Origin of the sequence: Pseudomonas sp. GCEP-101, assembly GCF_025133575.1 — a bacterium.
Lineage (GTDB): Bacteria > Pseudomonadota > Gammaproteobacteria > Pseudomonadales > Pseudomonadaceae > Pseudomonas > Pseudomonas nitroreducens_B.
The window spans coordinates 3,474,033-3,500,774 of the sequence record NZ_CP104011.1 but is presented as its reverse complement, the minus strand read 5'-3'; the positions used below and the strand labels follow the sequence as shown (position 1 = coordinate 3,500,774).

24 protein-coding genes, 1 tRNA gene and 1 pseudogene are annotated in these 26,742 nt (G+C 66.7%); 13 read left to right on the top strand and 13 right to left on the bottom strand.

The features are described 5' to 3' along the window. The first annotated feature begins 50 nt into the window (after positions 1-50). The 3 genes from N0B71_RS16110 (at position 51) to N0B71_RS16100 (ending at position 1,877) form a co-directional block, all read left to right on the top strand. Positions 51-1,007: a bile acid:sodium symporter family protein gene (locus N0B71_RS16110; protein WP_259753556.1), complete on the top strand. Its 957-nt coding sequence runs from the start codon at positions 51-53 to the stop codon at positions 1,005-1,007. A 135-nt stretch (positions 1,008-1,142) separates the two neighbouring features. Beyond that, the gene (sugE, locus tag N0B71_RS16105; protein ID WP_259753554.1) at positions 1,143-1,457 is read left to right on the top strand and encodes a quaternary ammonium compound efflux SMR transporter SugE; all 315 of its coding nucleotides are present in this window, start codon (positions 1,143-1,145) and stop codon (positions 1,455-1,457) included. 210 nt (positions 1,458-1,667) lie between these two features. After that, positions 1,668-1,877, top strand: a complete 210-nt coding sequence (locus tag N0B71_RS16100) for a cold-shock protein (RefSeq protein WP_024763416.1) — start codon at positions 1,668-1,670, stop codon at positions 1,875-1,877. Between the two features lie 63 nt (positions 1,878-1,940). On the opposite strand, the gene N0B71_RS16095 is transcribed toward N0B71_RS16100, so the two are convergent. The 4 genes and pseudogenes from N0B71_RS16095 to N0B71_RS16080 form a co-directional block, all read right to left on the bottom strand. Continuing rightward, positions 1,941-3,815 carry an MFS transporter gene (locus N0B71_RS16095; protein ID WP_259753552.1) on the bottom strand — a complete coding sequence of 625 codons (1,875 nt, stop codon included), beginning with the start codon at positions 3,813-3,815 and terminating at the stop codon, positions 1,941-1,943. Positions 3,816-3,994: 179 nt separating this feature from the next. Further along, positions 3,995-6,166: a TonB-dependent receptor family protein gene (locus tag N0B71_RS16090; protein WP_259753551.1), complete on the bottom strand. Its 2,172-nt coding sequence runs from the start codon at positions 6,164-6,166 to the stop codon at positions 3,995-3,997. A gap of 191 nt (positions 6,167-6,357) precedes the next feature. Further along, entirely contained in the window at positions 6,358-7,209 is an 852-nt protein-coding gene (locus tag N0B71_RS16085) for an AraC family transcriptional regulator (RefSeq protein WP_259753550.1), read from the bottom strand. Between the two features lie 208 nt (positions 7,210-7,417). Next, positions 7,418-8,004: pseudogene (locus N0B71_RS16080) on the bottom strand (GNAT family N-acetyltransferase). A gap of 243 nt (positions 8,005-8,247) precedes the next feature. On the opposite strand from N0B71_RS16080, the gene N0B71_RS16075 reads away from it, so the two are divergent. Beyond that, the gene (locus tag N0B71_RS16075) at positions 8,248-11,724 is read left to right on the top strand and encodes a PAS domain-containing hybrid sensor histidine kinase/response regulator (RefSeq protein ID WP_259753546.1); all 3,477 of its coding nucleotides are present in this window, start codon (positions 8,248-8,250) and stop codon (positions 11,722-11,724) included. A gap of 128 nt (positions 11,725-11,852) precedes the next feature. On the opposite strand, the gene N0B71_RS16070 is transcribed toward N0B71_RS16075, so the two are convergent. Next, positions 11,853-12,311: a DMT family transporter gene (locus N0B71_RS16070; RefSeq protein WP_259753545.1), complete on the bottom strand. Its 459-nt coding sequence runs from the start codon at positions 12,309-12,311 to the stop codon at positions 11,853-11,855. An 83-nt stretch (positions 12,312-12,394) separates the two neighbouring features. Here N0B71_RS16070 and N0B71_RS16065 point away from each other — a divergent pair, with 83 nt between their 5' ends. Further along, the gene (locus N0B71_RS16065) at positions 12,395-13,303 is read left to right on the top strand and encodes a LysR family transcriptional regulator (protein ID WP_259753543.1); all 909 of its coding nucleotides are present in this window, start codon (positions 12,395-12,397) and stop codon (positions 13,301-13,303) included. Between the two features lie 3 nt (positions 13,304-13,306). On the opposite strand, the gene N0B71_RS16060 is transcribed toward N0B71_RS16065, so the two are convergent. Then, the gene (locus tag N0B71_RS16060; protein WP_259759585.1) at positions 13,307-14,005 is read right to left on the bottom strand and encodes a MerR family transcriptional regulator; all 699 of its coding nucleotides are present in this window, start codon (positions 14,003-14,005) and stop codon (positions 13,307-13,309) included. Between the two features lie 391 nt (positions 14,006-14,396). Here N0B71_RS16060 and N0B71_RS16055 point away from each other — a divergent pair, with 391 nt between their 5' ends. The 4 genes from N0B71_RS16055 to N0B71_RS16040 all read left to right on the top strand — a co-directional run bounded on the left by N0B71_RS16055 (position 14,397) and on the right by N0B71_RS16040 (position 19,399). Then, positions 14,397-15,296: a M24 family metallopeptidase gene (locus N0B71_RS16055; protein ID WP_259753541.1), complete on the top strand. Its 900-nt coding sequence runs from the start codon at positions 14,397-14,399 to the stop codon at positions 15,294-15,296. Beyond that, positions 15,293-17,065, top strand: a complete 1,773-nt coding sequence (locus N0B71_RS16050) for an SDR family oxidoreductase (RefSeq protein ID WP_259753539.1) — start codon at positions 15,293-15,295, stop codon at positions 17,063-17,065. The genes N0B71_RS16055 and N0B71_RS16050 overlap by 4 nt, the downstream gene beginning before the upstream one ends. 8 nt (positions 17,066-17,073) lie before the next feature. Beyond that, positions 17,074-17,964 (top strand): metal-dependent hydrolase, encoded by an 891-nt coding sequence (locus N0B71_RS16045; protein ID WP_259753537.1) that lies wholly within the window; start codon positions 17,074-17,076, stop codon positions 17,962-17,964. Between the two features lie 88 nt (positions 17,965-18,052). Further along, complete coding sequence (locus tag N0B71_RS16040; RefSeq protein WP_259753535.1) at positions 18,053-19,399, top strand: NAD(P)/FAD-dependent oxidoreductase; 1,347 nt, start codon at positions 18,053-18,055, stop codon at positions 19,397-19,399. Positions 19,400-19,715: 316 nt separating this feature from the next. On the opposite strand, the gene rmuC is transcribed toward N0B71_RS16040, so the two are convergent. The 4 genes from rmuC to N0B71_RS16020 all read right to left on the bottom strand — a co-directional run bounded on the left by rmuC (position 19,716) and on the right by N0B71_RS16020 (position 23,059). After that, the gene (gene rmuC, locus N0B71_RS16035) at positions 19,716-21,080 is read right to left on the bottom strand and encodes a DNA recombination protein RmuC (RefSeq protein ID WP_259759584.1); all 1,365 of its coding nucleotides are present in this window, start codon (positions 21,078-21,080) and stop codon (positions 19,716-19,718) included. 559 nt (positions 21,081-21,639) lie between these two features. After that, positions 21,640-21,849: a hypothetical protein gene (locus tag N0B71_RS16030; protein ID WP_259753533.1), complete on the bottom strand. Its 210-nt coding sequence runs from the start codon at positions 21,847-21,849 to the stop codon at positions 21,640-21,642. 76 nt (positions 21,850-21,925) lie between these two features. Then, positions 21,926-22,690, bottom strand: a complete 765-nt coding sequence (locus tag N0B71_RS16025) for an RES family NAD+ phosphorylase (protein ID WP_259753531.1) — start codon at positions 22,688-22,690, stop codon at positions 21,926-21,928. Further along, a complete protein-coding gene (locus N0B71_RS16020; protein WP_259753529.1) occupies positions 22,691-23,059 on the bottom strand; it encodes an MbcA/ParS/Xre antitoxin family protein in 369 nt (122 codons plus the stop codon). Positions 23,060-23,311: 252 nt separating this feature from the next. Between N0B71_RS16020 and N0B71_RS16015 the strand changes: the two genes are divergently transcribed. Next, a complete protein-coding gene (locus N0B71_RS16015) occupies positions 23,312-23,752 on the top strand; it encodes an RcnB family protein (protein WP_259753527.1) in 441 nt (146 codons plus the stop codon). A 6-nt stretch (positions 23,753-23,758) separates the two neighbouring features. Here N0B71_RS16015 and N0B71_RS16010 read toward each other — a convergent pair whose 3' ends face one another. Then, complete coding sequence (locus N0B71_RS16010) at positions 23,759-24,190, bottom strand: hypothetical protein (protein WP_259753526.1); 432 nt, start codon at positions 24,188-24,190, stop codon at positions 23,759-23,761. Between the two features lie 124 nt (positions 24,191-24,314). Between N0B71_RS16010 and N0B71_RS16005 the strand changes: the two genes are divergently transcribed. From N0B71_RS16005 to N0B71_RS15995, 3 genes are all read left to right on the top strand, one after another. Then, positions 24,315-24,797, top strand: coding sequence for a GreA/GreB family elongation factor (locus N0B71_RS16005; RefSeq protein ID WP_259753524.1), 483 nt, complete (start codon positions 24,315-24,317; stop codon positions 24,795-24,797). A gap of 129 nt (positions 24,798-24,926) precedes the next feature. Beyond that, a complete protein-coding gene (locus N0B71_RS16000; protein ID WP_017522075.1) occupies positions 24,927-25,274 on the top strand; it encodes a carboxymuconolactone decarboxylase family protein in 348 nt (115 codons plus the stop codon). Positions 25,275-25,371: 97 nt separating this feature from the next. Then, entirely contained in the window at positions 25,372-25,743 is a 372-nt protein-coding gene (locus N0B71_RS15995) for a hypothetical protein (RefSeq protein WP_259753523.1), read from the top strand. An 86-nt stretch (positions 25,744-25,829) separates the two neighbouring features. Here N0B71_RS15995 and N0B71_RS15990 read toward each other — a convergent pair. Both N0B71_RS15990 and purC read right to left on the bottom strand, forming a co-directional pair. After that, a tRNA-Ser gene (locus N0B71_RS15990) sits at positions 25,830-25,919 on the bottom strand. Positions 25,920-26,014: 95 nt separating this feature from the next. After that, positions 26,015-26,725 (bottom strand): phosphoribosylaminoimidazolesuccinocarboxamide synthase, encoded by a 711-nt coding sequence (gene purC / locus N0B71_RS15985; protein ID WP_038803299.1) that lies wholly within the window; start codon positions 26,723-26,725, stop codon positions 26,015-26,017. Positions 26,726-26,742 lie beyond the last annotated feature (17 nt).

Sequence of the window (26,742 nt, the reverse complement as noted above, 5' to 3'; positions counted from 1 at the left end):
GCGCGGCGCCTGACACCCCAAACAGGCCCACCTGAAAAGAAGGACGACCCATGCGTGCTCTCATCCTGCTCAGCCGCTTCATGGGCAACACCTTCGCCCTCTGGGTGCTGCTCTTCGCCATCCTGGCATTCTTCGTTCCCGCCCTGTTCACGCCGCTCACCGTCGCCATCGTGCCCCTGCTCGGCGTGGTGATGTTCGGCATGGGCCTCACGCTCAAGGTCGAGGACTTCGCCGAAGTCGCCCGGCACCCATGGCGCGTCACGCTCGGCGTGATCGCCCACTTCGTCATCATGCCCGGCATGGCCTGGCTGCTCTGCCAGCTGATGCACCTGCCGCCGGAAATCGCCGTGGGCGTGATCCTGGTCGGCTGCTGCCCCAGCGGCACCGCCTCCAACGTGATGACCTGGCTGTCGCGCGGTGACCTGGCGCTGTCGGTGGCCATTGCCGGCGTCACCACCCTCCTCGCCCCGCTGCTCACCCCGGCGCTGATCTGGCTGCTGGCCTCGGCCTGGCTGCCGGTGTCGTTCGGCGCGCTGTTCTGGTCGATCCTGCAGGTCGTGGTGGTGCCCATCGTGCTCGGCCTCGTCGCCCAGCGCCTGCTCGGCGCACGGGTACGCCACGTGGTGGACGTGCTGCCGCTGATCTCGGTGATGTCCATCGTCATCATCGTCGCCGCCGTGGTCGCCGCCAGCCAGGCGAAGATCGCCGAATCCGGCTTGCTGATCATGGCCGTGGTGATGCTGCACAACGGCTTTGGCTTCCTCCTCGGCTACTTCACCGCCAAGGTCTTCGGCTTGCCGCTGGCGCAGCGCAAGTCGCTGGCGCTGGAAGTCGGCATGCAGAACTCCGGGCTCGGCGCGGCCCTGGCCAGCGCGCACTTCTCGCCGCTGGCAGCGGTGCCCAGCGCGCTGTTCAGCGTCTGGCACAACATCTCCGGCGCCACGCTGTCGACCTGGTTCCGGCGCATGACCGACGAGCCATCGCCGCAGAAACACGCCCCGCAATAGGGCAGGAATCCGGCGCCGGGTTGCCCGGCGCCCTGATTTTGTGCAAAATAATGCACATCGTGAGGACGACCTCACCACCTTCCGGTGCTCCAGCGGGGACGGCCCTTCGTATCCATCCACCGTCTGGAGAGCGTCATGTCCTGGATCATCCTGTTCATCGCCGGCCTGTTCGAAGTCGCCTGGGCCGTCGGCTTGAAATACACCGAAGGTTTCACCCGCCCGATACCGACCGCTCTGACCGTGCTGGCAATCATCACCAGCATGGGCCTGCTGGGCCTGGCCATGCGCAACCTGCCGCTGGGCACCGCCTACGCCATCTGGACCGGCGTCGGCGCAGTGGGCACCGTCATCGTCGGCATCGTGCTGTTCGGCGAGTCCATGGCGCCGGTACGCCTGCTCAGCGTCGCGCTGATCCTGTGCGGACTGGTCGGCCTGAAATTGAGCCACTGACGCTGTATCGGTTCTCGATACCGGCGGGCTGTCGCTTTCCCGAAAATTTGTCGGTATGCTGCGGGCCACTGTGTTTGCTAGGGTCACTGTGGCTCGTGACCTGGCGGGGCCATTCCCCGCCACCCGGCTTCGACTGCACCTTGCAACTCAGGACGAGCGCGGACCTTTTTTTTCCGCACAACAATATTCAATTGTTCAAGGTGTAATTCCATGTCGAATCGTCAGACCGGCACCGTCAAGTGGTTCAACGACGCCAAGGGCTTCGGCTTCATCACTCCGGAAAGCGGCAACGATGTCTTCGTGCACTTCCGCTCCATCCAGGGCACCGGCTTCAAATCGCTGCAGGAAGGCCAGAAGGTCTCCTTCATCGTGGTTGAAGGCCAGAAGGGCCTGCAGGCTGACGAAGTTCAGGTCATCTGAACCGCGACACGCCCATGAAAAAGCCCCGGCACTGCCGGGGCTTTTTCTTTGCCGCGGGAAAACTCAGCGAGCCGCCCCGCGCAGCGCCGCCACCTGTTCCTGCAGCACCTGGCGCCGGGCCTCCTGCGGCGCCACCGGCTCGCCGGCCACCAGGCTGACCCGCGACCACAGGCGGCGGAAGAAGCCCTTCTGCGGGTCGCGGCTGAAGAAGCTGCCCCACAGGCCCTGCAGCGCCATCGGGATCACCGGTACCGGGGTTTCCTCGAGGATGCGCTCCACCCCACCGCGGAACTCGTTCATCTCGCCGTCCAGGGTCAGCATGCCCTCGGGGAAGATGCACACCAGCTCACCGTCGCGCAGGTACTCGGCGACCTTGGCGAAGGCCTTCTCGTAGGTTTCGGCATCCTCGTTGCGCCCGGCGATGGGCACCGCGCCGGCGGTACGGAAGATGAAGTTGAGCACCGGGATGCGGAAGATCTTGTAGTACATGACGAAGCGCACCGGACGACGCACGGAGCCGGCGATCAGCAGCGCATCGACGAAGGACACGTGATTGCACACCAGCACCGCCGCCCCTTCATCGGGGATGGCGTCGAGGTTGCGGTGATCCACCCGGTACATCGAATGGGTCAGCAGCCAGACCAGGAAGCGCATGGTGAACTCGGGCACGATCTTGAAGATGTACACGTTCACCGCGACGTTCATCAGCGAGAGCACCAAGAACAGTTCGGGGATCGTCAGCTTCGCCACCGACAGCAGCAGGATCGAGACGATCGCCGCGACCACCATGAACAGCGCGTTGAGGATGTTGTTGGCGGCGATCACCCGCGCGCGCTTGTCCTCCTCGGTGCGCGCCTGGATCAGCGCGTACAGCGGGACAATGTAGAAGCCGCCGAAGATGCCGATGCCGAGGATGTCCGCCAGTACCGCCCAGGACTGCGAATGCTCCAGCACCGCGAGCCAGTTGTACGGCTGCTCGCCCTGCGGGAAGCCGCCCGAATGCCACCACAGCAGGATGCCGAACAGGCTCAGGCCAATGGAGCCGAAGGGCACGAGGCCGATCTCCACCTTCTTGCCGGAGAGCTTCTCGCACAGCATCGAACCCAGCGCGATGCCCACCGAGAAGACGGTGAGGATCAGCGTCACCACACTCTCGTCGCCGTGCAGCAGCTCCTTGGCGTAGGTCGGAATCTGCGTCAGGTAGACCGCGCCGAGGAACCAGAACCACGAGTTGCCCACCAGCGAGCGCGACACCGCCGGGCGCTGGCGCAGGCCGAGCAGGAGGATGCTCCAGGACTGGCGGAAGATGTTCCAGTCGATCTTCAGCTCCGGCAGCGCGGCGGCCGCGCGGGGAATCTCGCGGCTGGCGAGGAAGCCGCAGGTCGCCACCAGCACCACGGCGATGCCGACGCCAGCGGCGTAGTCCTGCCGCGACATCAGCACACCGGCGCCGATGGTGCCGCAGAGGATGGCGAGGAACGTGCCCATCTCCACCAGGGCGTTGCCGCCCACCAGCTCGTCCTCGCGCAGGTGCTGCGGCAGGATGGAGTACTTCACCGGGCCGAACAGCGCGGAGTGGGTGCCCATGGCGAACAAGGCGAGGAACAGCAGCGGCAGGCTGCCGAACAGGAAGCCCGCGGCGCCCACCAGCATGATGACGATCTCGGCCAGCTTCAGCCCGCGCATCAGCGCGTCCTTGTTGAACTTCTCGCCGAACTGTCCGCCCAGGGCGGAGAACAGGAAGAACGGCAGGATGAACAGCAGCGCGCAGAGGTTGACCAGCAGGTTGCGGTCACCGCCGACGGTGAGGTGGTAGAGGATCGCCAGGATCAGCGACTGCTTGAAGATGTTGTCGTTGAACGCACCCAGCAGCTGGGTGATGAAGAAGGGCAGGAATCGCTTGGTGCCCAGCAGGGCGAATTGCGAATGTTGAGACATCGTCCTTGTTTACCTGCGTAGCGGCCTCGGGCCGGAATGACAGCACGGATATGACGGCAACAGCGTGAAGAAAAGCCACATTTTCCGCACAAATCCATTGCGCTGGCGACAAATTCGCAAAGCGCGGGCCAAGAAAAAGCCCGTCACGCAGGACGGGCTTTTCCAGGTGTCGGCACCGATCAGAAGCCGACGCTGCCCTGCACATAGAAGGTGCGCGGCTCGCCGAGGTAGATGCCGGCGTTGTTGTCGCTCGAACGGGTGTAGTTCATCTGGTCGAAGAGGTTCTTCACCCCGGCGGCGACCTTCAGGTTCGACGCCTGCGGACCGAAGTCGTAGCCCACGCGGGCGTTCCACAGCACGTAGCCGGGGATGTCGCCGTACTGGCCATCGGCGCTCGGCTCGGTGATGTAGTTGCCGGTGAAGCTGCCGTTGGCGTTGGTGGTCGGGCCGGGCGCGCGCTGCTTCGACTGGGCGAAGCCGTCGAAGTTGTAGGTCCAGCGGTCATGCTCGTAGCGCAGGCCGATGGTGGCCACCTGGCGCGAGTAGAGCGGCAGGTCGCGGCCCTTGAAGCCGGGAATGTCGCCTTCGTAAGTCGCGCGGGTGTAGGTCAGGGTGCCGTAGGCGGTCAGGCCGGCGAGGACCGGGTCGAGCGCGGCCATGTCGTAGTGCGCCGAGGTCTCGATGCCCTGGTGCTTGGTGGCGCCCAGGTTGGTCCAGCCCACGTCGTTGCTGATGTACTGCAGCTCGTCGTCGAAGTCGATGTAGAACAGCGTGACTTCGCCGCCCCAGCTGCCGTTGTCGTAGCGCGTGCCCACTTCGTAGGTCTTCGCCTTCTCCGGCTGCAGGCCGCTGGCGGTATTGTTGCCGCTGCCGCCCTGGCCGAGCTGGAAGTACTGCAGGCTGCCGAAGGACGTCTCGTAGTTGGCGAACAGCTTCCATTCGTTGGACAGGTGGTACATCACCGCCAGCGCCGGCAGCGGCTCGTTGTAGTCCTTGCTGCGGTTCTTCTCCTGGACCGGCTTGCCCTTGTTGTCGATGACGGGGCGCTCGTGCCAGTCGGTGGAGATGCGCTCGAAGCGGATGCCCGGGGTGACGGTCCAGTTGCCCACATCGATCTTGTCGTCGAGGTAGACGGAGTTCGCCTCGGTGCCGCCGGTGCGGTCCTGGTAGGTGTGGCCGTCGCCGCCGGGGGTCGGCAGCGTGGTCGGGATGTTGTTGATCAGCGCGACCTGGCTGGCGCGCTCGTGCATCGCTTCCTTCAGGTAGCGGTAGCCGATGCTGGCTTCCTGGGTGGTCGGGCCGACCATGAAGATCTTCGAGACGCGCGGCTCGATGCCGAAGGTGTGGTAGTCGCGCGGGTAGGATGCCAGCGTCTTGAGGTCGCGGTTGGCGATGGTGCTGCCGCGGAAGCTGTCGCTGTAGTAGGTCAGCACTTCGACCTGGGTGAGGTCGTCGATCTGCCGCTTGTACTTGAGCGACACGTCCTTGCGGCGGCCGGTGAAGTTATCGTAGTCGCGCACCGACTGGTACGGGTCCTTGTCGAACTGCGCCTGGTTCAGGCCGCCGGGCATGTCGGCGCTGCCGTCGTAGTAGTGGAAGTTGGCGGAGAACTCGTCGACGTCGGTGGGCGCCCAGTGGGTCTTGAACATCACGTCGTCGATGTCGGTGGCGTCGTTGCTGTCGCGGTAGCCCGCGCCCTTCACGCCCGAATACAGCAGTGCGGCGCCCATGCCGTTGTCGGCCGTGCCGCCGAGGAAGGCGTTGTAGAGCTTCTTCCAGCCGCCGTGGGAGGCGGTTTCCACGGTGCTGCCGACATCGCCGGAGAACTCCTTGGGAATCGCGCGGGTGACGAAGTTGATCACCCCGCCGACGTTCTGCGGACCATAGCGCACGGAGCCGGCGCCACGCACGACGTCGACGCTGTCGAGGTTGCCCACCGACAGCGGGAACATCGACAGCTGCGGCTGGCCATAGGGCGCGACGGCAGCCGGTACGCCATCGATGAGCACGGTGGAGCGCGGCGACAGGCGCGAGGTGAGGCCGCGCACGCCGACGTTGAGGGACACATCGCTGCCGCCGGTACCGTTGTTGTCCTGCACCTGGACGCCGGGAATGCCGCGCAGCACGTCGCGCACGTTCTGCGCGCCCTCTTCGATCATCTGCTCGCGGCGCACCACGGTGCGGGCGCCGGGGTGGTTCTGCACCACCTGCTGGTCGGCCTCGCCGAGCCAGTCACCGACCACGGTGACGGTCTCCAGCTCCTTGGTGTCTTCCTCGGCCTGCGCCGGCAGCAGCGGCGCGGCCAGGGTGATGGCGATCGCCAGGCGCGACCACGAACGGACTTGCGACATGCTTCCCCCTCCCCGGGTACTTCGTGAAGGGGGAGGAAATTAGAACTGATTGTAAATTTTGTAAATGCAAATGTATCGCAAATGAAAAAATATTCCGGTTGACTCAGATTATCTTTTCGGTTTTTGAAGACGCCTCTTCGGCCGCCGCACGAGGCCAGCCAGCGTTGGGGCAGAAGGTGGACGGCGGACAATCAGACCGAACGGAACGAGCGGGCGCACGCCTGGCGGTATTCGCCGGGGCCGACGCCATAGGCCTGCTTGAACTGCCGGCTGAGGTGGCTCTGGTCGGCGAAGCCCAACTGCATCGCCACGGTCAGCGGCATGCAACCCTCCTTGAGCAGCGCCCTCGCCTGCTCCAGCCGGCGCTGCTTGAGCCAGGCGTGGGGCGGCAGGCCGGTGGCCTTGCGGAATACGCGGGCGAAGTGGAACGGCGACAGGCCGACGGCGGCGGCCAGTTCCTCCAGCGAGGGCGGCTCCATCAGCCGCGAGCCGAGCAGCTCGCGGGCGCGCGCCACGGCCACCGGTTCGTGGCCGGCCGGCGGCGCCTCGGGTATCCGCGCGTGGCGCTGGAACAGCAGCAGGAGCGCCTCGCGCCAGCAGGTCTGGCGCTGCAGCACGCTGGCATCGGAATCCACCAGGCGGTGCGCCGCGAACAGCGCCTGGACCAGTTCCGGATCGAACACCACGCTGGCGTCGAACGACGGCGTGCCACCACCGCCCAGCTCCAGTTCCTCCAGCACGCCGGAGACCTGCGCCAGCTCCGGGTAGAAGCCGCGGTAACGCCAGCCGGCCTCGTCGGCCTTGGAGCCGGTGTGGACCTCGTCGGGGTTGATCAGCACCACGCTGCCGGCCGGCGCGACGTGCTCGGCGCCGCGATGGTGGAAGCGCTGTGCACCCTGCTCGATCATGACGAAGGCGAAGCCCTCATGGACGTGGGGCGAGAACACCTGCTCGATGTAGCGCGCGTGCAGCAGCTCGACGCCGCCCAGCTCCTGGGCGCGCCAGAAGCGGGTGCGTTCGCCGCTCGCGTGGTGTTCTGCCATGGATTACACCGCCCTGGAATTATCTGAACGCCGCGCCATCGCGGGCACCTCCGTGCCTGTGCTGGCCCTCACCCCAGCCCTCTCCCAAAGGGAGAGGGGACCGTTCGGCGCAGGATGAAACTATCGCACCAGGCGGCGCGGATAGCTCCCTCTCCCTCTGGGAGAGGGCTGGGGTGAGGGGGGTTGCAAGCACAGCACAGAGTACCACTCAGCCGTTGAAGCCCGCCTCCAGCGCGGCCTTCACCTGCGGCCATTCCTGGTCGGTGATGCTGTAGAGGATGGTGTCGTCGAGCCGCCCGCCGGCCAGGCGCCGGTGGTTGCGCAGGATCCCCTCGCGCACTGCGCCGAGCTTCTCGATGGCGCGCTGCGAGCGCAGGTTGCTGGCGGCGGTCTTGAGCTGCACGCGCACCATCTTCCAGCTGTCGAAGGCGTGGCGCAGCATCAGGTATTTCATCGTGGCGTTGAGGCCGCTGCCGTGCTGGGCCTGGTCCAGCCAGGTGGCGCCGATCTCGCACGCCGGCAGCGCCGGGAGGAAGTCCATGAAGCGCGTGGTGCCGACTATCTGGTTGCCCAGGCGCACCACCAGCGGCAGGGCGCGGCCCTCGCGCTGTTCGGCCAGACCCTGGCGGTACCAGTCCGGGCGCCCCGGCGCGCTCATGAACTGCAGCACGTCGCGGTTCGCTTCCGCCAGGCTCACCAGTTCCGGCACGTCGGCCTCCACCATGGGCTCCAGGCGCAGGGCCCCGCGCTGCAAGGTGATGGGTAACGGTCTGAACATGGCGCCCTCCTCGACACACGACGCGAAATCATCGCTCACATCAGAGCGTAGCGGCCCGGCGAAGTGCCGCGCACCAGTTCAGGTGCGACGGACGGACCGCGAGAAGGCCGGCACGCTACCAGTACGGCGCCCGGCTCTCAAGTGTGAGACAGGGCACAGCGCCACTGAGACATTGGTAGCAGGCGTCTGACAGTTCCGGACTTTGGTGCGAAACTGCTGCGAGCGCTCCTGCGGGGGAGCCAGTCATTTCCGGAGTCAGCATGTCGTTGTCCAGTGGGCTGATCGCAACGGTCGCCCTGCTCTACATGGCGGTCCTGTTCGCCATCGCGTTCTATGGCGACCGCCGTCGCGCCCCTCTTTCGCCGCGTGTCCGCGCCTGGGTCTACAGCCTGTCGCTGGCGGTGTACTGCACCAGCTGGACCTTCTTCGGCGCCGTCGGCCAGGCCGCCGACCAGCTCTGGTCGTTCCTGCCGATCTACGTCGGCCCCGTGCTGCTGATGCTCTTCGCACCCTGGGTGCTGCAGAAGATGATCATGATCAGCAAGCAGGAGAACATCACCTCCATCGCCGACTTCATCGCGGCACGCTACGGCAAGTCCCAGGCGCTGGCGGTGGTGGTAGCGCTGATCTGCGTGGTCTGCGTGCTGCCCTACATTGCCCTGCAGCTCAAGGGCATCGTCCTCGGCGTGAACCTGCTGATCGGCGCCGGCCCCGACTCCACCGGCATCCGCGCCCAGGACACGGCGCTGATCGTGTCGCTGATCCTCGCGCTGTTCACCATCGTCTTCGGCACCCGCAACCTGGACGTCACCGAACACCACCGCGGCATGGTGCTGGCCATCGCCTTCGAGTCGCTGGTCAAGCTCACCGCCTTCCTCGCCGTGGGGATCTTCGTCACCTACGGGCTCTATGACGGCTTCGGCGACCTGGTGGACAAGGCCCGCGTCGCGCCGCAGCTCAACGAGTACTGGAAGGAGACCGTGCACTGGCCGGCGATGCTGCTGCAGACCGGCGTGGCGATGACCGCCATCATGTGCCTGCCGCGGCAGTTCCATGTGCTGGTGGTGGAGAACATCGAGCCGCGCGACTTGAACCTGGCGCGCTGGGTGTTCCCGATCTACCTGGTGCTGGCCGCGCTGTTCGTCGTGCCCATCGCCCTCGCCGGGCAGATGCACCTGCCCGCCGGCGTGATGCCCGACTCCTTCGTCATCAGCCTGCCGCTGGCCGAGGCGCACCCGGCGCTGGCCCTGCTGGCCTTCATCGGCGGCGCGTCGGCGGCCACCGGCATGGTGATCGTCGCCAGCGTGGCGCTCTCCACCATGGTCTCCAACGACATGCTGCTGCCCTGGCTGCTGCGCCGCAAAGGCGAAGCCGAGCAGCCCTTCGAGGTGTTCCGCCATTGGCTGCTGACCGTGCGCCGGGTGAGCATCGCGCTGATCCTGCTGCTGGCCTATGTCAGCTACCGCCTGCTCGGTTCCACCGCGAGCCTCGCCACCATCGGCCAGATCGCCTTCGCCGCCATTGCCCAGCTGGGCCCGGCGATGATCGGCGCGCTGTACTGGAAGCAGGCCAACCGCCGCGGCGTGTTCGCCGGCCTCGCCGCCGGCTCTCTGCTGTGGGCCTACACCCTGGTACTCCCGGTGGTCGCCAAGGGCCTGAGCTGGCCGCTGCACACCTTCCCCGGCCTCGCCTGGCTCGCCGGTCGCCCGTTCGGCCTGTCCATCGAACCGCTGACGCTCGGCGTGCTGCTGTCGCTGATCGGCAACTTCGCGTTGTTCGGTCTGGTCTCGGTGTTCTCCCGCACCCGCGTCTCCGAGCACTGGCAGGCGAGCCGCTTCATCGGCCAGGAAATCTCCCAGAAGCTCAGCTCGCGCTCGATGCTCGCCGTGCAACTGGAAGACCTGCTGATGCTCGCCGCCCGCTTCGTCGGCGAGGAGCGCGCGCGGCAGAGCTTCATCCGCTTCGCCTACCGCCAGGGCAAGGGCTTCACCCCCAGCCAGAACGCCAACGACGAGTGGATCGCCCACACCGAGCGCCTGCTCGCCGGCGTGCTCGGCGCGTCCTCCGCGCGCGCCGTGGTGAAGGCCGCCATCGAAGGCCGCGAGATGCAGGTGGAGGACGTGGTGAAGATCGCCGACGAAGCCTCCGAAGTGCTGCAGTTCAACCGCGCGCTGCTGCAGGGCGCCATCGAGAACATCACCCAGGGCATCAGCGTGGTGGACCAGTCGCTGCGCCTGGTGGCCTGGAACCATCGCTACATCGAGCTGTTCGAGTACCCGGACGGGCTGATCTACGTCGGCCGGCCCATCGCCGACATCATCCGCTACAACGCCGAGCGCGGCCTGTGCGGCCCCGGCGACCCGGACCTGCACGTCGCCAAGCGCCTGTACTGGATGCGCCAGGGCACGCCGCATACCTCCGAGCGGCTGTTCCCCAACGGCCGGGTGATCGAACTGATCGGCAACCCGATGCCCGGCGGTGGTTTCGTCATGAGCTTCACCGACATCACCAACTACCGCGACGCCGAGCAGGGCCTGAAGAACGCCAACGAGAGCCTGGAGCAGCGCGTGCAAGAGCGCACCTTCGAGCTGTCCCAGCTCAACCACGCGCTCATCGAAGCCAAGGGCACGGCCGAGGCGGCGAACCAGTCCAAGTCGCGCTTCCTCGCCGCGGTCAGCCATGACCTGATGCAACCGCTGAACGCCGCGCGGCTGTTCTCCGCCGCCCTCGCCCACCAGGAACAACTGCCCGAGGAAGCCACCGAACTGGTGCGTCACCTGGACTCCTCGCTGCGTTCAGCCGAAGACCTGATCACCGACCTGCTGGACATCTCGCGTCTGGAAGGGGGCCGAGTCAGCGCGGAGGTCGCGGCCTTCCCGCTGAGCAACCTGTACGACACCCTGGGCGTGGAATTCCGCGTGCTGGCCCAGGAGCACGGCATCGACTTCCACGTGCGCGGCAGCAAGCTGCGCGTGGAGAGCGACATCAAGCTGCTGCGCCGGGTGTTGCAGAACTTCCTCACCAACGCCTTCCGCTACGCCAAGGGCCACGTGCTGCTGGGCGTACGCCGCGAGGCCGGGCACCTGCGCCTGGAAGTCTGGGACCACGGCCCGGGCATCCCGCCGGACAAGCTGCAGGTGATCTTCGAGGAGTTCAAACGCCTGGACAGCCACCAGACCCGCGCCGAAAAAGGCCTGGGCCTGGGCCTGGCCATCGCCGATCGGCTGTGCAAGGTGCTGGGGCATCGCCTGGAAGTACGCTCCTGGCCGGGCAAGGGCAGCGTGTTCAGCGTCAGCGTGCCGCTGGCCCGCCAGCCGGCACCGGCCCCCTTGAACGGGCACAAGGTGGAAACCCCGCAACAACTCAACGGCGCGCAGGTGCTCTGCGTGGACAACGAAGACAGCATCCTCACCGGCATGAACAGCCTGCTCAGCCGCTGGGGCTGCCGCGTGCTCACCGCGCGCAGCCGCGCGGAATGCCAGGCGCTGCTCGACGAGGACGCGCGCCCGCAACTGGCGCTGATCGACTACCACCTGGACGACGGCGAACTGGGCACCGACCTGATGGCCTGGCTGCGCACCCGCCTGGGCGAGCCGGTGCCGGGCGTGGTGATCAGTGCCGACGCCCGCCCGGAGCTGGTGGCGCAGATCCACGCGGCAGGGTTGGACTTCCTGCCCAAGCCGGTGAAGCCGGCGGCATTGCGGGCGTTGTTGAGTCGGCATTTGAGTCTGAGGTAAGTCGCCCAGCCGAGCTTTGGCTGCGGCGGCGGTTCGCGAGCAAGCTCGCTCCTACAGGCGCGGTATACGCGCTCTTCGTAGGAGCGAGCTTGCTCGCGAACCGCCCACCGTCATCAGCCAGATCATCCTCACGCTACCCTCCCCCGCCACTGCAACAGCACCACGCCGGCAATGATCAACCCAACCGCCAGCAGCCCCTCCGGCGAAAGCCGCCGCACCGGGAAGCCGGCCCAGCCGAACTGATCGCACAGCGCCGACATCAGCATCTGCCCCGCCACCACGCAGGCCAGGAAGGTCGCCGCGCCCAACTGCGGCGCCAGCATCACCGCGACCGTCAGGTACGCCGCGCCAAACAGCCCGCCCAGCCAGCCCCACCAGGGCGTGGTGGCGATGCCCGCTGCCGGCGGCAGCGGCACACGAAAGGCCAGCAAGGCGACGATCACCGCCACCAGGCTCACGCCCAGGGACGTCAGGCTGGCGCTCAGCGGATGGCCCAGCTGGCGGCCGAGCAACGAATTGCTGCCCGCCTGCAAGGCGACCAGCGCGCCCACCCCAATGGCGGGCAATAGCAGCAGCAGTTTCGACATCGAGTGATCTCCCTGGCTTGTCGATGCCGTGCAGCTTCTGCTATCCATCCTGCGCATGGAAATGAATGATTGGTACAACCGGAATGCACTCGATTCATGACCTGCGCCGCATCGATCTGAACCTGCTGGTGGTCCTCGACGCCCTGCTGGAGGAGCGCCACGTCTCCCGCGCCGCGCAGCGCCTGGCGATGACCCAGCCGGCGGTGAGCCACGCGCTGGGCCGCCTGCGCGACCTGCTCGACGACCCGTTGCTGGTGCGCGCCGGCAACCAGATGCAGCTGACCCGCCGCGCCTTCGAGCTGGCCGGGCCGCTGCGGGAGATTCTCGGCGGCGTGCGCCGGCTGGTGCTGGGCGATGAGTTCGACCCGGCCAGCGCCGAGCTGGAGTTGCGCCTGGGCATGTCCGACTACGGCGCGTGGGTGGTACTGCCCGCCCTGCTGCCGACCCTGCGCCGCGAAGCGCCGGGCATTCGCCTGGACGTGCGTCAGGCCTCGCGGGTGGGGATGGCCGAGCAGGTGGCCAGCGGCGAACTGGACGGCGCCCTCGGCGTGTTCCCGATGCTGCCCGAGGGCCTGCGGGTGCAGCCGTTGTTCGAGGAGCGCTTCGTCTGCCTGTGCTCGCTCGAAACCCTCGGCGGCAGGAAGCGCCTGGACCTGGAAGACTACCTCGCCGCCCCCCACCTGCGGGTCGCCCTGCAGCAGAGCCCGGCCGAAGAGATCGACAGTCACCTGGAAAAACTCGGCCGGCGTCGTCAGGTGGCCGCCACCGTGCCGCACTTCAGCGTCGCGCCCAGCCTGCTCGCCGGCACCGACCTGGTGCTGACGATTGCCGAACGGATGCTCCCGGAGGACCTCGACGCCCACGGCCTGGCCAGTTTCGAGCCGCCGCTGCAACTGGCGCCGTTCGACTTCGTGCAGATCTGGTCGGACACCAGCGAAGACGACCCCGCGCGGCGCTGGTTGCGCGGCAAGCTGGCCCGGGCGGCGAGCTGAGCCTTACTCCGGCGTCTCCAGACGGCGGAGGATTTCCCCGACGCGCTCGCCAAGCATCTCGTTGGCCGAGCGCTTCAGGCCGCGCGCCAGCTCCACCAACACCACCTGCTCGGCGACCGGCCGCAGGCGCTGGAAGACTTCGGCGAGGCGCTCCAGGTCCGCCGCGCCGGGTAGCAGGTCAGCACCGGGCTTGTCCACCAGATGGGTCACCACCAGCCGCACGATGCCGGCGGCCAGGTGTTCGGTGTCCGTGCGCAGCACCGCCAGATGCTCCAGCAGCGCCGCCAGGGGAATGCCGGCGCGGTACAGCTCGACCCCGGCATTGAACAGCCGCGGGCTGGGGATGCTGATGCGTTCGCCATCGAAGGCCAACAGGCCCTGCGCCAACGCCTGGTCGATCACCGCGTCATCGAGTTCGTCGCCGAACAGCGCCTGCAGTTCGCTGAACTCGATGCTGCCAGGCGACTCCAGGTTCCACGGGCCGACGATGGCCTGGTCGAGACCGAGCACATGGTCCAGGTCGTGGCCGTGCTCCCAGCTTTCCAGCAGTTCCTTGATGTTGGCGATGTTGTAGCCGCGCTCCAGCAGCCGGTTGATCAGGCGCAGACGGCGCAGGTGGCTGGCGAAGTACACCCCGGCGCGGCCACGGCGCTCGGGCGGCGGCAGCAGGCCGCGGTCCTGGTAGGCGCGCAGGTTGCGCACGGTGCTGCCGGCCTCGCGGGCCAGTTCATCCACCGTGTATTCGCGCTCCTCTTCCAGCGCCGAGGGTGCATCGTCGGGGCGCTGCAACAGGCGCTGCAGGAGGTTAAGGGGTGTGCTCATGGGGCGGATGATAGCCAGCGCCAGCGTGGCGCCACAATCCAAAGCGCTAATCCATTCGTGACCGTTCGCGCGGCCGCAAGGCCCAACCAAAGACGGGACCTGCACCCGGCGAAAATCCGCCGCCTCGCCACAACCCGCGCCGCCAGCGGTTCCCCACGACGGTAACACCCGACGTCGGTGCGCACGGCATGGCGCAACACGCGCCGATGGGTCAGCATCGATCGTGACATCAACCGATGTAAAGATAACAACAACCAGCCTGGAGAAAGTCATGTCCCAAGGCGCGTGGGGGTCTACTCCCGACGATCTGGCTGCCGAAGACCTGCTGCATTTCCGCGAGACTCAGCAACTGGCCTACCGCTGCTGCGAAACCATTGCCGGCGAACTGCGCCCCGGCATCAGCGAGCGCGAGACCGCCGCGCTGATGAAGACCTGGCTGCTCGATCACGGCGTGCGCGACTGGTTCCACCAGCCCTTCGCCTGGTTCGGCCCGCGCACGGCGTTCAAGGGCTTCGACGGCCTGCGCCACCTGGGCGGTTTCAACCTGGCCTTCTACCCCGGCAAGCAGCGCCTGGAAGAAGGCATGCCCTTCATCCTCGACTGCGCGCCGACCCTGGGCGCCTACACCGCGGACGTCGGCTATTCCGGCGCGCTGGGCCACAACCTGCTGCTGGAGCGCCTGCTGGACGACCTGCTGGCGCACCGCAACCTCATCGTCGAGCAGGTGCGCCAGCGCCTGCCGCTGGCCGAGGTCAGCCAGGCGGTGGACCGCCTCTGCCAGCGCCAGGGCACCCAGCCGCGGCACAAGGCCTACCCCTTCCAGGTGCTGGCCCACCGCGTGGAAAAGCTTGGCGCGCGGAACAGCGGCCCGTCACTGGCGCGCTTCGGGGTGCGCAATATCGCCACGCTGATGAAGAACGCGTGGATCACGGGCCGCCGCGAGGGCTGGTCGCCGCTGTGGTCGAGCAACGAGCGCTCGCGGCACGCGCCAACGCCCGGCCTCTGGGCGGTCGAACCGCACCTGGGCCTGCGCGGTGTCGGCGCCAAGTTCGAGGAGCTGCTGGTGGTCACCGAGGATGACGCCTACTGGCTGGACGACGACCTGCCCCACGTGCGCCGCTGGATCGCCCGCGGCCTGATCAGCGCCCCGGCTCGGCGGGAGGTGGCATGAACGCCATGCTGGAAAAGTCCCTGCCGACGCCCGAACGCCTGGAGGTGCAGTCCGGCAACGTACGCCTGGCTGTGTGGCGCTGGGGCGAACCGCATCTGCCGATGCTGCTGTTCGTCCACGGCTACCCGGACAACCACGAGGTCTGGCTGCCGCTGATCCGCCAGTTGGCCGGGCGCTACCAATTGGTCGCCTATGACGTGCGCGGCGCCGGTGAATCCGACAAGCCACGCAAGACCCGCGACTATCGCCTGGAGCTGCTCAGCCAGGACCTCAGGGCGGTGCTCGATGCCGTCAGCCCGCAACGCGCGGTGCACCTGGTGGCCCACGACTGGGGCTCGATCCAGACCTGGGAGAGTGTTACCGATCCGCAGCTGCGCACGCGCATCGCTTCCTACACGAGCGTCTCCGGGCCGTGCCTGGACCATGTCGGCTTCTGGATGCGCGACCGCCTGCGCCGCAAGACGCCGCGCGCGCTGCTGCAGGTGGCCAGCCAGCTGCTGCACTCCTGGTACATCTACTACTTCCACCTGCCGCTGCTACCGTCGCTGTCGTGGCGCTTCGGCGCCGCGAAGGCCTGGCCGCAGTATCTGCGCAAGGTCGAAGGCATTCGCAACCCGGTACGCAATCCGCACCAGGCCAGCGACGGCGAACATGGGGTGAAACTCTACCGGGCCAACTTCATCCCCTCGATCTTCACGCCGCGCAAGCGCCATACCGAGGTGCCGGTGCAGCTGATCGTGCCGACCCGCGACCGCTACGTCGGCCAGCAGTTGTTCCAGCAACTCTCCTTGTGGGCACCGCGCCTGTGGCGCCGCGACGTCACCGCCGGGCACTGGCAACTGCTCGCCGAGCCGACTCAATTGGGCCGCTGGATCGACGAGTTCGTCAGCCACCTCGAAGGCGGCGAAGCCACCCCGGAACTGCAACGTGCCGCGCTGAAACCCGGCGCCGGCCCCTTCGCCGGCAAGCTGGTGGTGGTGACGGGCGCGGGGGGCGGCATCGGCCGTTCGACCCTGCTGAGCTTCGCCGAGCGCGGCGCCAGCGTGCTGGCCGCGGACATCGACCCGGCCGCCGCCGAACGCAGCGCCGAGCTGGCCCGCGCGGTGGGCGCCAATGCCTACAGCTATTGCGTCGACGTGGGCGACAGCGCGGCCATGGAGCGCTTCGCCCAGTGGGTGAAGAACAGCCTCGGCGTGCCGGACGTCGTGGTCAGCAATGCCGGCATCGGCATGGCCGGGCCGATGCTCCAGACGACCCCGGCGGAGTGGGAGCGCCTGCTGCGCATCAACCTGTGGAGCGTGATCGACGGCTGCCGGCTGTTCGGCAAGCAGATGGTGGAGAGCGGCAAGCCGGGGCACCTGGTCAACGTCGCCTCCGGCGTGGCCTTCGCGCCGTCGCGCAACTATCCGGCCTACGCCACCAGCAAGGCGGCGGTGCTGATGCTCAGCGAATGCCTGCGCGCCGAACTGGCCGGCAACGGCATCGGCGTCAGCGCGGCGTGCCCGGGCTTCGTCGACACCGGCATCGTCCAGGCCACGCGCTTCGCCGGCCTGGACGACGAACAACAGGCCAGGCAGCGCGCGACAGTGCAGCGCTTCTACCGTCGGCGCCGGCTCAGCCCGGACACCGTCGGCGAGCGCATCGCCCGCGCCGTGGAACGCAACCAGCCGGTGGTGAAGGTCGGCAGCGAAGTGCACCTGGGCGCCCTGCAATGGCGCTTCATGCCCTGGCTGTCGCGCCTGTTCGCCCGTCTCAATCTGACTGCCTAGGGGTCTCCATGAACGACCACCACCATAAGCTGGTACAACGCAAGGTGCAGTTCGACTACAGCGATTCGCCGCTGCACTGGATTCCCGGCGAGCCCGAGGCATCGCACGTGGTGAACGTCATCCACATGATGCTGCCGGCCGGCGAGCTGTGGTTCTGCCGGCTCTACAACAAGGCCTTGCCCTTCGTGACGGACAACCGGCTGCGCGACGACGTGCAGGGCTTCATCCGTCAGGAGGCGATGCACGCCCGCGCCCACAGCGGCGCGCTGGAGCGCTACCTGAGCCACCACGGCATCGACTCCACGCGCTACCTGAAGGTGATGGATTACCTGTTCGAACAATTGCTCAGCGACACCCCGCTGGGGCTGACCTTGTTCAACCGCACGGCCTGGCTCAGGCGCTGGTGGATCGGCCAGCGCTGCGCCATCGTCGCGGCGGTGGAGCACTTCACCTGCGTGCTGGGCAAATGGATCCTGGAGGCCGACGCACTGGACCGCGCCAAGGCCGACCCGGTGCTGCTGGACCTGTTCCGCTGGCACGGCGCCGAGGAGGTGGAGCACCGCAACGTGGCCCACGACCTGCACGTGCACCTGGGCGGTACCTTCGTCAGCCGGCAGTTATGGATGTTCGTGGTCTGGCCGCTGATCATCTACCTGTTCGCCTTCGGCACCCGCACCCTGTCGAGGCAGGACCCGAGCCTCACCCGGCCGCGCTCCTTCGCCGCGATCTGGCGCGACGGCTCGAAGACCGGCGTGCTGCCTAAGATCAGCTCGGTGACCACCAGCTTCCTGCGCTACTTCAAGCCCTGGTACCATCCCGACCACGAGGCCAACACCCAGGAAGCGCTGGATTATCTCGCCCGCTCACCCGCCGCCAGCCGCGCCGCGCGCGCGTCGTAAGGCCTGCCGGCGCGCCCGCGCAGTGGATGCGCGGCGCGCGTCGATCGCATACTGCGGCATCCGTTATTCGACTCAGGGATGCCGCCGTATGCCGATGGGAACCTACCCGCTTTACCCCGCCCTCGCCGCCCGCGTGGAACGCCTGCCCGAGCAGGTGGAGGTGGTCATCGCCGGCAGCGGCATCATGGGTTGCGCCACCGCCTGGTACCTCGCCGGCCTGGGCCTGAGCGTGCTGGTGCTGGACAAGGCCGGCCTCGCCAGCCAGCAGTCCACCCGCGCCTGGGGTTTCGTCCGCCAGCAGGCGCGCGACCCGGCGGAAGTGCCGCTGATGATGGCCGCGATTTCCCTGTGGGAGCGTCTGGAAGAACAGCTGCAACTGCCGCTGGAATGGCGCCAGGGCGGCTGCCTGTACCTGGCCGAAACGCCGGAGCAGCAGCACAAGTACGAGGACTGGCTGAAGGTCGCCGCCAACTTCGGCCTCGGCACCCGGCTGCTGGGCCGCGCGGAGGTCGCGCAACTGATGCCGGCACTGAGCGACCCCGCACGCGGCGCCCTGTATACCGCCAACGACGGCCAGGCCGAGCCTCGCCGTGTCGCCCCCGCCTTCGCGCTGCGCGCCATCGAGCGCGGCGCGGTGTTCGTCGAAGGCTGCGGCGTCACCGGCATCGACCGTGCGGCCGGCGCCATCTGCGGCGTGCAGACCGAACGTGGTTATGTGAAGACTCGCCAATTGCTGGTCTGCGCCGGCGCCAGCAGCTGGCGCCTGGTGGAAAGCCTCGGGCTGCCGCTTCCGCAGCAGGCCGTGCGCTGCACGGTCTCGCGCACCAGCCCGGGCCCGGACATCGGCGCACAGAGCTTCATCGGCCACGGTATTGGCTTGCGCCAGCGCGCCGATGGCAGCCTCAACCTGGCGGACGAAACCCAGGCCGATATCGACCTGAACCTCGATTATCTGCGTGGGGCCCGTCACTACCTGCCGCACCTTCCGGAGCACCGCGCGGGCTTTTCCCTCAAGCTCAACGGCGCGTTCCTCCACGACCTGCGCCAGCGCCTGCCCGGTTCTGAACGCAGCGTGAACGGCCCGCTGCTCGGCGAGCGCGATCCGCAGGTGAAGGCGAACACCTCACGCGTGTTCCAGGCACAGCGCAACCTGGCCAGGGCATTCCCGGCGCTGCGCGAGGTGAAGGTGGTGGAAAGCTGGGCCGGCCTGATCGACGTGCTGCCCGACGGTATCCCGGTGCTCGACGCACCGCCTGAGGTGCCCGGCCTGCTGGTCGCCACCGGCTTCTGCGGCCACGGCTTCGCCATGGGGCCCATCGTCGGCCAGTTGATGAGCCAGTGGATTCACACGGGCGAGCCGGGCATGGACCTGCACGCCTTCCGCCTGCGGCGCTTCGCCGATGGGACGGCGGGCAAGCCCTACTCGTTATTCTGAAAGTAGGCGCTTCGCTCTACGTAGGAGCGAGCTTGCTCGCGAACCGGCATTTCCCGAAACGTCGATTCCACCGGCAGACTCTTCAAGGAGCGCGCCCTGCGCGCATTCGCGGGCCTGGCCCGATTGCCCGATAGTCCCGCGTTCGGGTCGGCCCTCACCCTCTCCCAGAGGGAGAGGGGACCGTTCGGTGCAGGATGAAACCACAGCATCAGCCGGCACGATCTGCCCCCTCTCCCTCTGGGAGAGGGCTGGGGTGAGGGAGAGACGCAGGCACAAAGCTGCCAGAAAGGATCCTCGTCTCTACACAAACGCAGCGTTACTCGCCCTCTTCCACCACCGGCGAATCATCGCTCAACGCGCGCTCCAGCCAATCCGTCGGCAGGCTCTTGCTGGCCCGCGCGCCCAGCAGCTTGACCTGCTCGGCACGGCTGATCAGGTTGCCGCGCCCTTCGCTGAGCTTGTTGCGCGCGGCGGCATAGGCCTTGTCCAGCTGCTGCAGGCGCGTGCCCATCTCGTCGAGGTCCTGCACGAACAACACGAACTTGTCGTACAGCGCCCCGGCGCGCTCGGCGATTTCCCGGGCGTTCTGGTTCTGCCGCTCCTGGCGCCACAGGCTGTCGATCACCCGCAGCGTCGCCAGCAGCGTGGTCGGGCTGACGATCACGATGTTGCGCTCGAAGGCCTCCTGGAACAGGTTCGGCTCGGCCTGCAGCGCCGCCGAGAAGGCCGCTTCCACCGGCATGAACAGCAACACGAAATCGAGGCTGTGCAGGCCTTCGAGGCGGCGGTAATCCTTCCCGGAAAGCCCTTTCACGTGATTGCGCAGCGACAGCACATGGGCCTTGAGGGCCTGCTGGCGAATCACCTCGTCCTCGGCTGCGATGAACTGCTGATAGGCCGTCAGGCTGACCTTGGCATCCACCACCACCTGCTTGTCGCCGGGCAGGCGGATCAGCACGTCCGGCTGGAAGCGCTCGCCATCCGGCGCGCGCAGGCTGACCTGGGTTTCGTACTCGCGGCCCTTTTCCAGGCCGGCATGCTCCAGCACGCGTTCGAGCACCAGCTCGCCCCAGTTGCCCTGGGTCTTCTGGCCCTTCAGTGCGCGGGTAAGGTTGGTGGCCTCCTCGCCCAGGCGCAGGTTCAACTGCTGCAGGCGCTCCAACTCCTTGGTCAGAGAAAAACGCTCGCGGGCCTCGGCCTGGTAGCTCTCCTCCACACGCTTCTCGAAGGACTGGATACGCTCCTTGAGCGGGTCGAGCAACTGCCCCAGGCGTTGCTGGCTGGACTCGGCAAAGCGCTGCTCGCGCTCGTCGAAGATCTTCCCGGCCAACTCGGCGAATTGGGCGCGCAAGTCCTCCTTGGCGGCTTGCAGGTCGCCCAGGCGCTGCTGGTGATGGTCCTGCTGCTCACGCAACTCGGCGGACAACGCCGCGTGCTCGGCGGAAAGGCGGCGCAGTTCGGCCTCCTTGTCGGCGCGCTCGGCCTGCCAGTCCTGCTCGGCATTATCCAGGCGGGCCAGCGCCTGCTTGTTCAACTCGATTTCCCGACGCAGCGCGGCGGCCTCGGCGGACAGTTCGTTATGCCGGCCGCTCAGGCGCTGGAAGGCCTCGCGGTCCGCCTCGGCCTGGGCGCTGAGTCCGTCCTGCGCCAGTTGCGCCGTGGCCAACCGTTCGCGCAGCAGGCCGGCCTCCTGCTCCACCGCCAGCCTGCGCGCCTGCAAGCGCCAGGCAAGCGCCGCCATGGGCAGCAGACCGGCAAGCGCACCGAGCAACAGGGCGGTCAGATCGAGGGGCATGCAGGACTCCGAGGTGTGGCAATCGATCGCGCCAGTCTATCAGTCACCCACCCGAAGAGCCTTCGTCCACTGTAAAGGCCCTGGAACAAGGCTCCTGAGCAAGCGCTCGGGACAATCCACAGAAGCTGTGGATAACTCAGTGGAGAACTTGCTGAAAACCGTCCATACCCCCAGTGAACTGGGGCCATGTGACAGATTGGTGATTTTTTCACCAATCAAAATTTCCCTTATTTTTCAACAAGTTAAAAAACGCAAGGAAATTTGTGGGGTGGCGATGTGCAATGTTCCGAGGGCTTGACAGAGTGCGTCAGCATTGTGCACAAGTGCGCGCCACGCAGCAGCCGACCGCCCCGTTTCAGGGCAGTGGATAGGAAGTGTTCTCAGGCAGACAGTGCATTCAACCGGACACGGGAAGCTCCCGCTCCCCCGCCACTACCGGTGAATGTCAGGCAATCTGCACCTGGCGGCGCGGCATACGCTGCGGCCGGACAATACGCGGTGGTTCGGGAAGCTGGATCGCTTGCTGCTCGGCGGCACAGACCCGCGCATACATGCGCTCGGCCGCGCTGCGGCTGCTGCAGTCGTAGAAGAACTGGTTGAGGTACACGCGCCAGCGACGATGGTCGCTGGGATGGACGGCTATCCGTATATCCATGGTCTGGCGCTCCCTGCTTGGCCATCCCGCAACATACACCGCCCACCGCCAGGCGACAGTGGCAGACGATGAACGGTCAGGCCGGATGCGGCAGCCTGCCATTCACCAAGTACTGTTCGCGCCGGTACAGTCGCGGGCTGTCGGGCACCTGGGCATGCTTGAAGGCGACGTACTCCGCAGTGGTTTCGCACAGCCAGGGCATGAGGTTGCGCGGGCGCTTCTCGGTGAAGGCCGAGGGCACGAACAGCGCCACGTTGATCCCGCCCTGGGGACAGCGTGCCGAGCGATACTCGAACGCTTCGATGCCCGCTTCGCGCATCGCGCTGCCCAGCCCCTGGGTCACGCTGTAATCCTGCGGATCGGTCAGGGCCGCGTGTTCACGGAAGGGCGGCAAGTGCAGGCGCACACCCTTCTGCACCTGGAAGCGCGCCTCGAAAGATGCGTGCTCGGACAGGATTCGCCCGCTGGGCGGCGGCGTCGCCATGCCCTCCCACAGCACGAAGCGGTAGAACGCCGACTCGGCCATGGCGGTTTCCAGCTTCAGCGCACCGTAGAACAGGCTCGGCTCATGCCGGCGGCCGAAGCGCGAACCCCAGCGCAGCGGCGGATAGCGGAACGGCGTCTTCAGCAGGTAATGCAGCGGCTCGGCGGGCGGCGGCATGCGTGGCTTGCTGGTTTCCAGCAACTCCTCGAGCAGGGCCTGTTCCTCCAGGGTGTCCACCAGTTGCAGCGTGGCCACCTGGCCCTGGCTTTCCACCAGGCGCACCAGACGCCCGCGCATGGGGGCGACGACCGAATCCTCGTAGTTCGCCCAGAGCCGGGCACCGGCGGCGAAGGACATTCAGACCTTGCCCCGAATGGCGTCCAGATACTCGACCACCGCGACCAGCCCTTGTACCTGCTCCATCAACTGCAGCGGCACGCCGCCCAGGTGGCGGTTCTCGGTACACAGGAAGTGACGCATGTCCTCATGGTTGCCACCGAACAGGGCGAACAACGCACGGTAGATGCGCACCAGCAACAGCGCCAGTTCGCCGGTCTTGCTGTCCACACGCAGGCCGTTCTGCTTCCAGCGGCTCACCGCGCTGCGGTCCACGCCGACGATGGCGGCCAGCTGCTGCTGGGTCATCGCCAGGTGCTCGCGGGCAGTCAGCACCGCCTTGGCCAATACGGCATCGGCAGCCGGGTTTTCCCTCAGCAGAGCGCTCATGACAGAACTCCATCCAGTGCATTTACCGCAAACATATCATCAAATGCCGCAAACACACAAAACAGAAGAAACCGGGAGGCACCCTGAGCGCTGTGTATCGGCAGGCTGACAAATCGGGAAAACTCTTTACCGGACATTTACTTGGCCTTGGCACTCCTTGACGCAACGGCGAGGTCTCATGAAGTACCCGGATTGTCCGGGACTTGAAAATGGCAACACGCACCGCACCGCCGGTTGCGCCAGGAGAACACCATGAAGAAGTCCGTCGCCCTACTCTGTGCCGCCCTGATGCTCGGCAGCCCGCTGGCCAGTTTCGCCCAGCCCGGCCCCGGCCCGGACAACGGCCCGAACTGGCAGGACAACCGCGGGCCGCAACAGCAGCAACGTCAGCAGCCGCCGCGCGGCCCGCAGGGCAACTACCCTGCGCAAGGCCGACACGGCGAGCACTACGACCACGGCTACCGCAATCCGGATTACCGGCCGCAGCCCGGCTTGCCGGTGCCCCATCGCGACTGGCGCCGCGGTGTCGTCGTGGAGCCGGTCTATCGCGGCGACCGCTACTGGGTCACCGACTGGAATGCCCGCCACCTGTACGCCCCGCCGCGCGACCATCGCTGGCTGTACGTCAACGGTGACTACATTCTGGTGGCCATCGCCAGCGGTGTGATCGTCAACATCCTCAGCGGCTACTGATGCGCCTCAGGCGCTGGCGCTGACCATTGAGCCAGCGCCACTGCCACCGGCCCGGCGGATGGCATCGGCCAACGCCGCGGCGGTCTGCTGCATTGCCGCACTGGTACTGGCGATGCGGCTCTGCACGGACATCAGCGCAGCGGTGCGCTCGGCATCCGAGGCGTAATGGCGCTGCTGCGCCTCGGCCAGCTCGCGCTGTTCCTGCTGCAACTGCTTCTGCAACTCCTTCAGGCGCTTCTGCAACTGCTCGACCGCCGTGCTGGCGGTGCTTCCCGAGCTTTGCTGGCTCTTGCCGCCGGCCGCAGCGGCGCTGGTTTGCAGACGCGGACTGTCGGTGGCGCTGCCGCTCTGGGTCGCGCCTGCCGACGCAGTGGTTTCGCCAGCCACGCGCAACTGGCTGGCAAATGTCTGGATGGAGGGGTTGATGGAAAGGCTCATGCCGGATGTCCTTTGTTCCGGGAATTCAGCCGTTCTATCGGCCGCCGGAGCAAAAGCTTGAAAGCGCCTTCGCACGCCTGCGCAAACGCCCTAGGATAGACGCCTTTATTTGCAGCCCGCCGCCATGGACAAGAAACGCGCTTACCAACTGATCCTCGCCCGCCTCGCCGAAGACCTGGACATCGCCGTACGCGCCGCCCAGACCGCCCACGAGACGGCAACCCACGAGGAGAACATCGCCGAGAACAAGTACGACACCCTCGGCCTGGAAGCGGCCTACCTCGCCGCCGGCCAATCGCGCCGCGTCGAGGAAATCCGCCAGGCGCTGTCGCTGTTCGAAAACCTGCAGCTGCGCGATTTCGATGAAGAAATGGGCATCCAGACCAGTGCCCTGGTGCAATTGGTCAACGAGCAGGAGCAGCAGCGCTGGGTCTTCATCGGCCCGGACGGCGCCGGCCTCAAGGTGCAATACGACGGCATTGACGTCCTCGTCATCACCACCCGCGCACCACTGGGCAACGCCCTGCTTCATCGCCATCCCGGCGACGAGGTGGAAGTCGGTGCCGGCAACGCGCGCCAACGCTACGAAATCCTCGACGCCTACTGAGCGCGCCGCGGGCCATCGCGCGCATCGATGAAAAATCTGAGCGAAACAGACAATACCCGACGCGCCGGCTGACGCAGGCTAAGCTTCAAGGCCACACCTCATCCCCTCCCGGCCTCAAGGAGAAGCATCATGCTGTTCAATTGGTCCGAGTATGTCCCTGCCGTGAAAAAAGCCTTCGGCGCCCTGGGCAAGAAACACCCGAAGATGATCGCTGCCTACCAGGCCCTGGAAGCCGCCGCCGCGGACGGCGACGCCCTGGACGCCAAGACCCGCGAGCTGATCGCCATCGCCGTGGCCATTACCACCCGCTGCGACGGCTGCATCGGCGTCCACGCCGAAGCCGCGCGCAAGGCCGGCGCCACCGAAGCCGAGATCGCCCAGACCCTGGCCACCGCCATCTCCCTCAATGCCGGCGCCGCCTACATCTATTCCCTGCGCGCCCTCGAAGCGTACGAATCCGCCGCCGCGCCGAAATGATCCACCGCCCGCGACGCCACGGCGCCGCGGGCCTGCCTCTTTCCCTCAGGGCTGCCATGGGTTATCAGTGGCGCTTCGCCAAGCAAAGCCTGCCCCCATGTCACAACAACCCACCCTCGGTTTCTGGAAACTCACCCTCGCCATCGCCGCGGGCATCTGGCTCGGCTGCCTGGCCGTCGCCGCCACGGCCTGGCTGGCCTGGCCCACGCTGCCGCCTGGCCTCGCCACCCGCCTCGTCCCACCCGTTGCGCCTGCGCCCGTCGCTCCACCGCCGCCGCGCAGCCAGGAAGAAATGTTCCAGCGCTACCTCGAACGACAGCAGACGGTGCAGGAGCAACAGAATCGTCAGATAGAGAAGTCGGAGCAGGAAAAACGCTTCAACAGCGCGCCGTGCCAGTTCTGGCGCCAGCAGTACCAGGCCAATCCCACGGAAGGGAATCGGCAGAAGATGGATGGGTATTGCGGGTGAGGGAGCGCAGGGCGGGGAATTTCACGACGCAGAAAAGACAAAACCCCTGAAACGCTAGGCATTTCAGGGGTTCTGGCCATATGTAATGGCGGAGAGATAGGGATTTGAACCCTAGGAGCCATTGCTGACTCAACGGATTTCGAATCCGTCCCGTTCGACCACTCCGGCATCTCTCCGTGCGGCGCGCATGATACCAGCTTGAAGTCCGAACGCGAAGCTTTGTTTTCGGATTTTTTTGCGTGGTATCAGGCGCTTGCGTGCGCTCGTCGGATCAGAGCGGTACGCCGAGGCGGTGAGCCACTTCTTCGTAGGCTTCGATGACGTCGCCCAGGCCCTGGCGGAAGCGGTCCTTGTCCATCTTCTTGCGGGTTTCCTTGTCCCACAGGCGGCAGCCGTCCGGGCTGAACTCGTCGCCGAGGACGATCTTGCCGTGGAACAGGCCGAACTCGAGCTTGAAGTCCACCAGCAGCAGGCCGGCGTCGTCGAACAGCTTGCTCAGCACTTCATTGACCTTGAAGGAATAAGCCTTCATTTCGGCCAGTTGCTCCAGGGTCGCCCAGCCGAAGGCCTGGACGTGGGATTCGTTGATGAACGGGTCGCCCAGGGCGTCGTTCTTCAGGAACAGTTCGAAGGTCGGCGGGGTGAGCTGCAGGCCCTCTTCGACGCCCAGGCGGCGCACCAGGCTGCCGGCGGCGTAGTTGCGCACGACGCACTCGACCGGAATCATGGCGAGCTTCTTGACCAGCACTTCGTTGTCCGACAGCAGGGCGTCGAACTGGGTCGGGATGCCGGCGGCTTCGAGCTTCTGCATGATGAAGGCGTTGAACTTGTTGTTCACCATGCCTTTGCGGTCGAGTTGCTCGATGCGCTTGCCGTCGAACGCCGAGGTGTCGTTGCGGAACAGCAGGACGAGGCGGTCGGCGTCGTCGGTGGTGTAAACCGACTTGGCCTTGCCGCGATAGAGTTCTTCGCGTTTTTCCATGATGGGCTCCGCTTGTT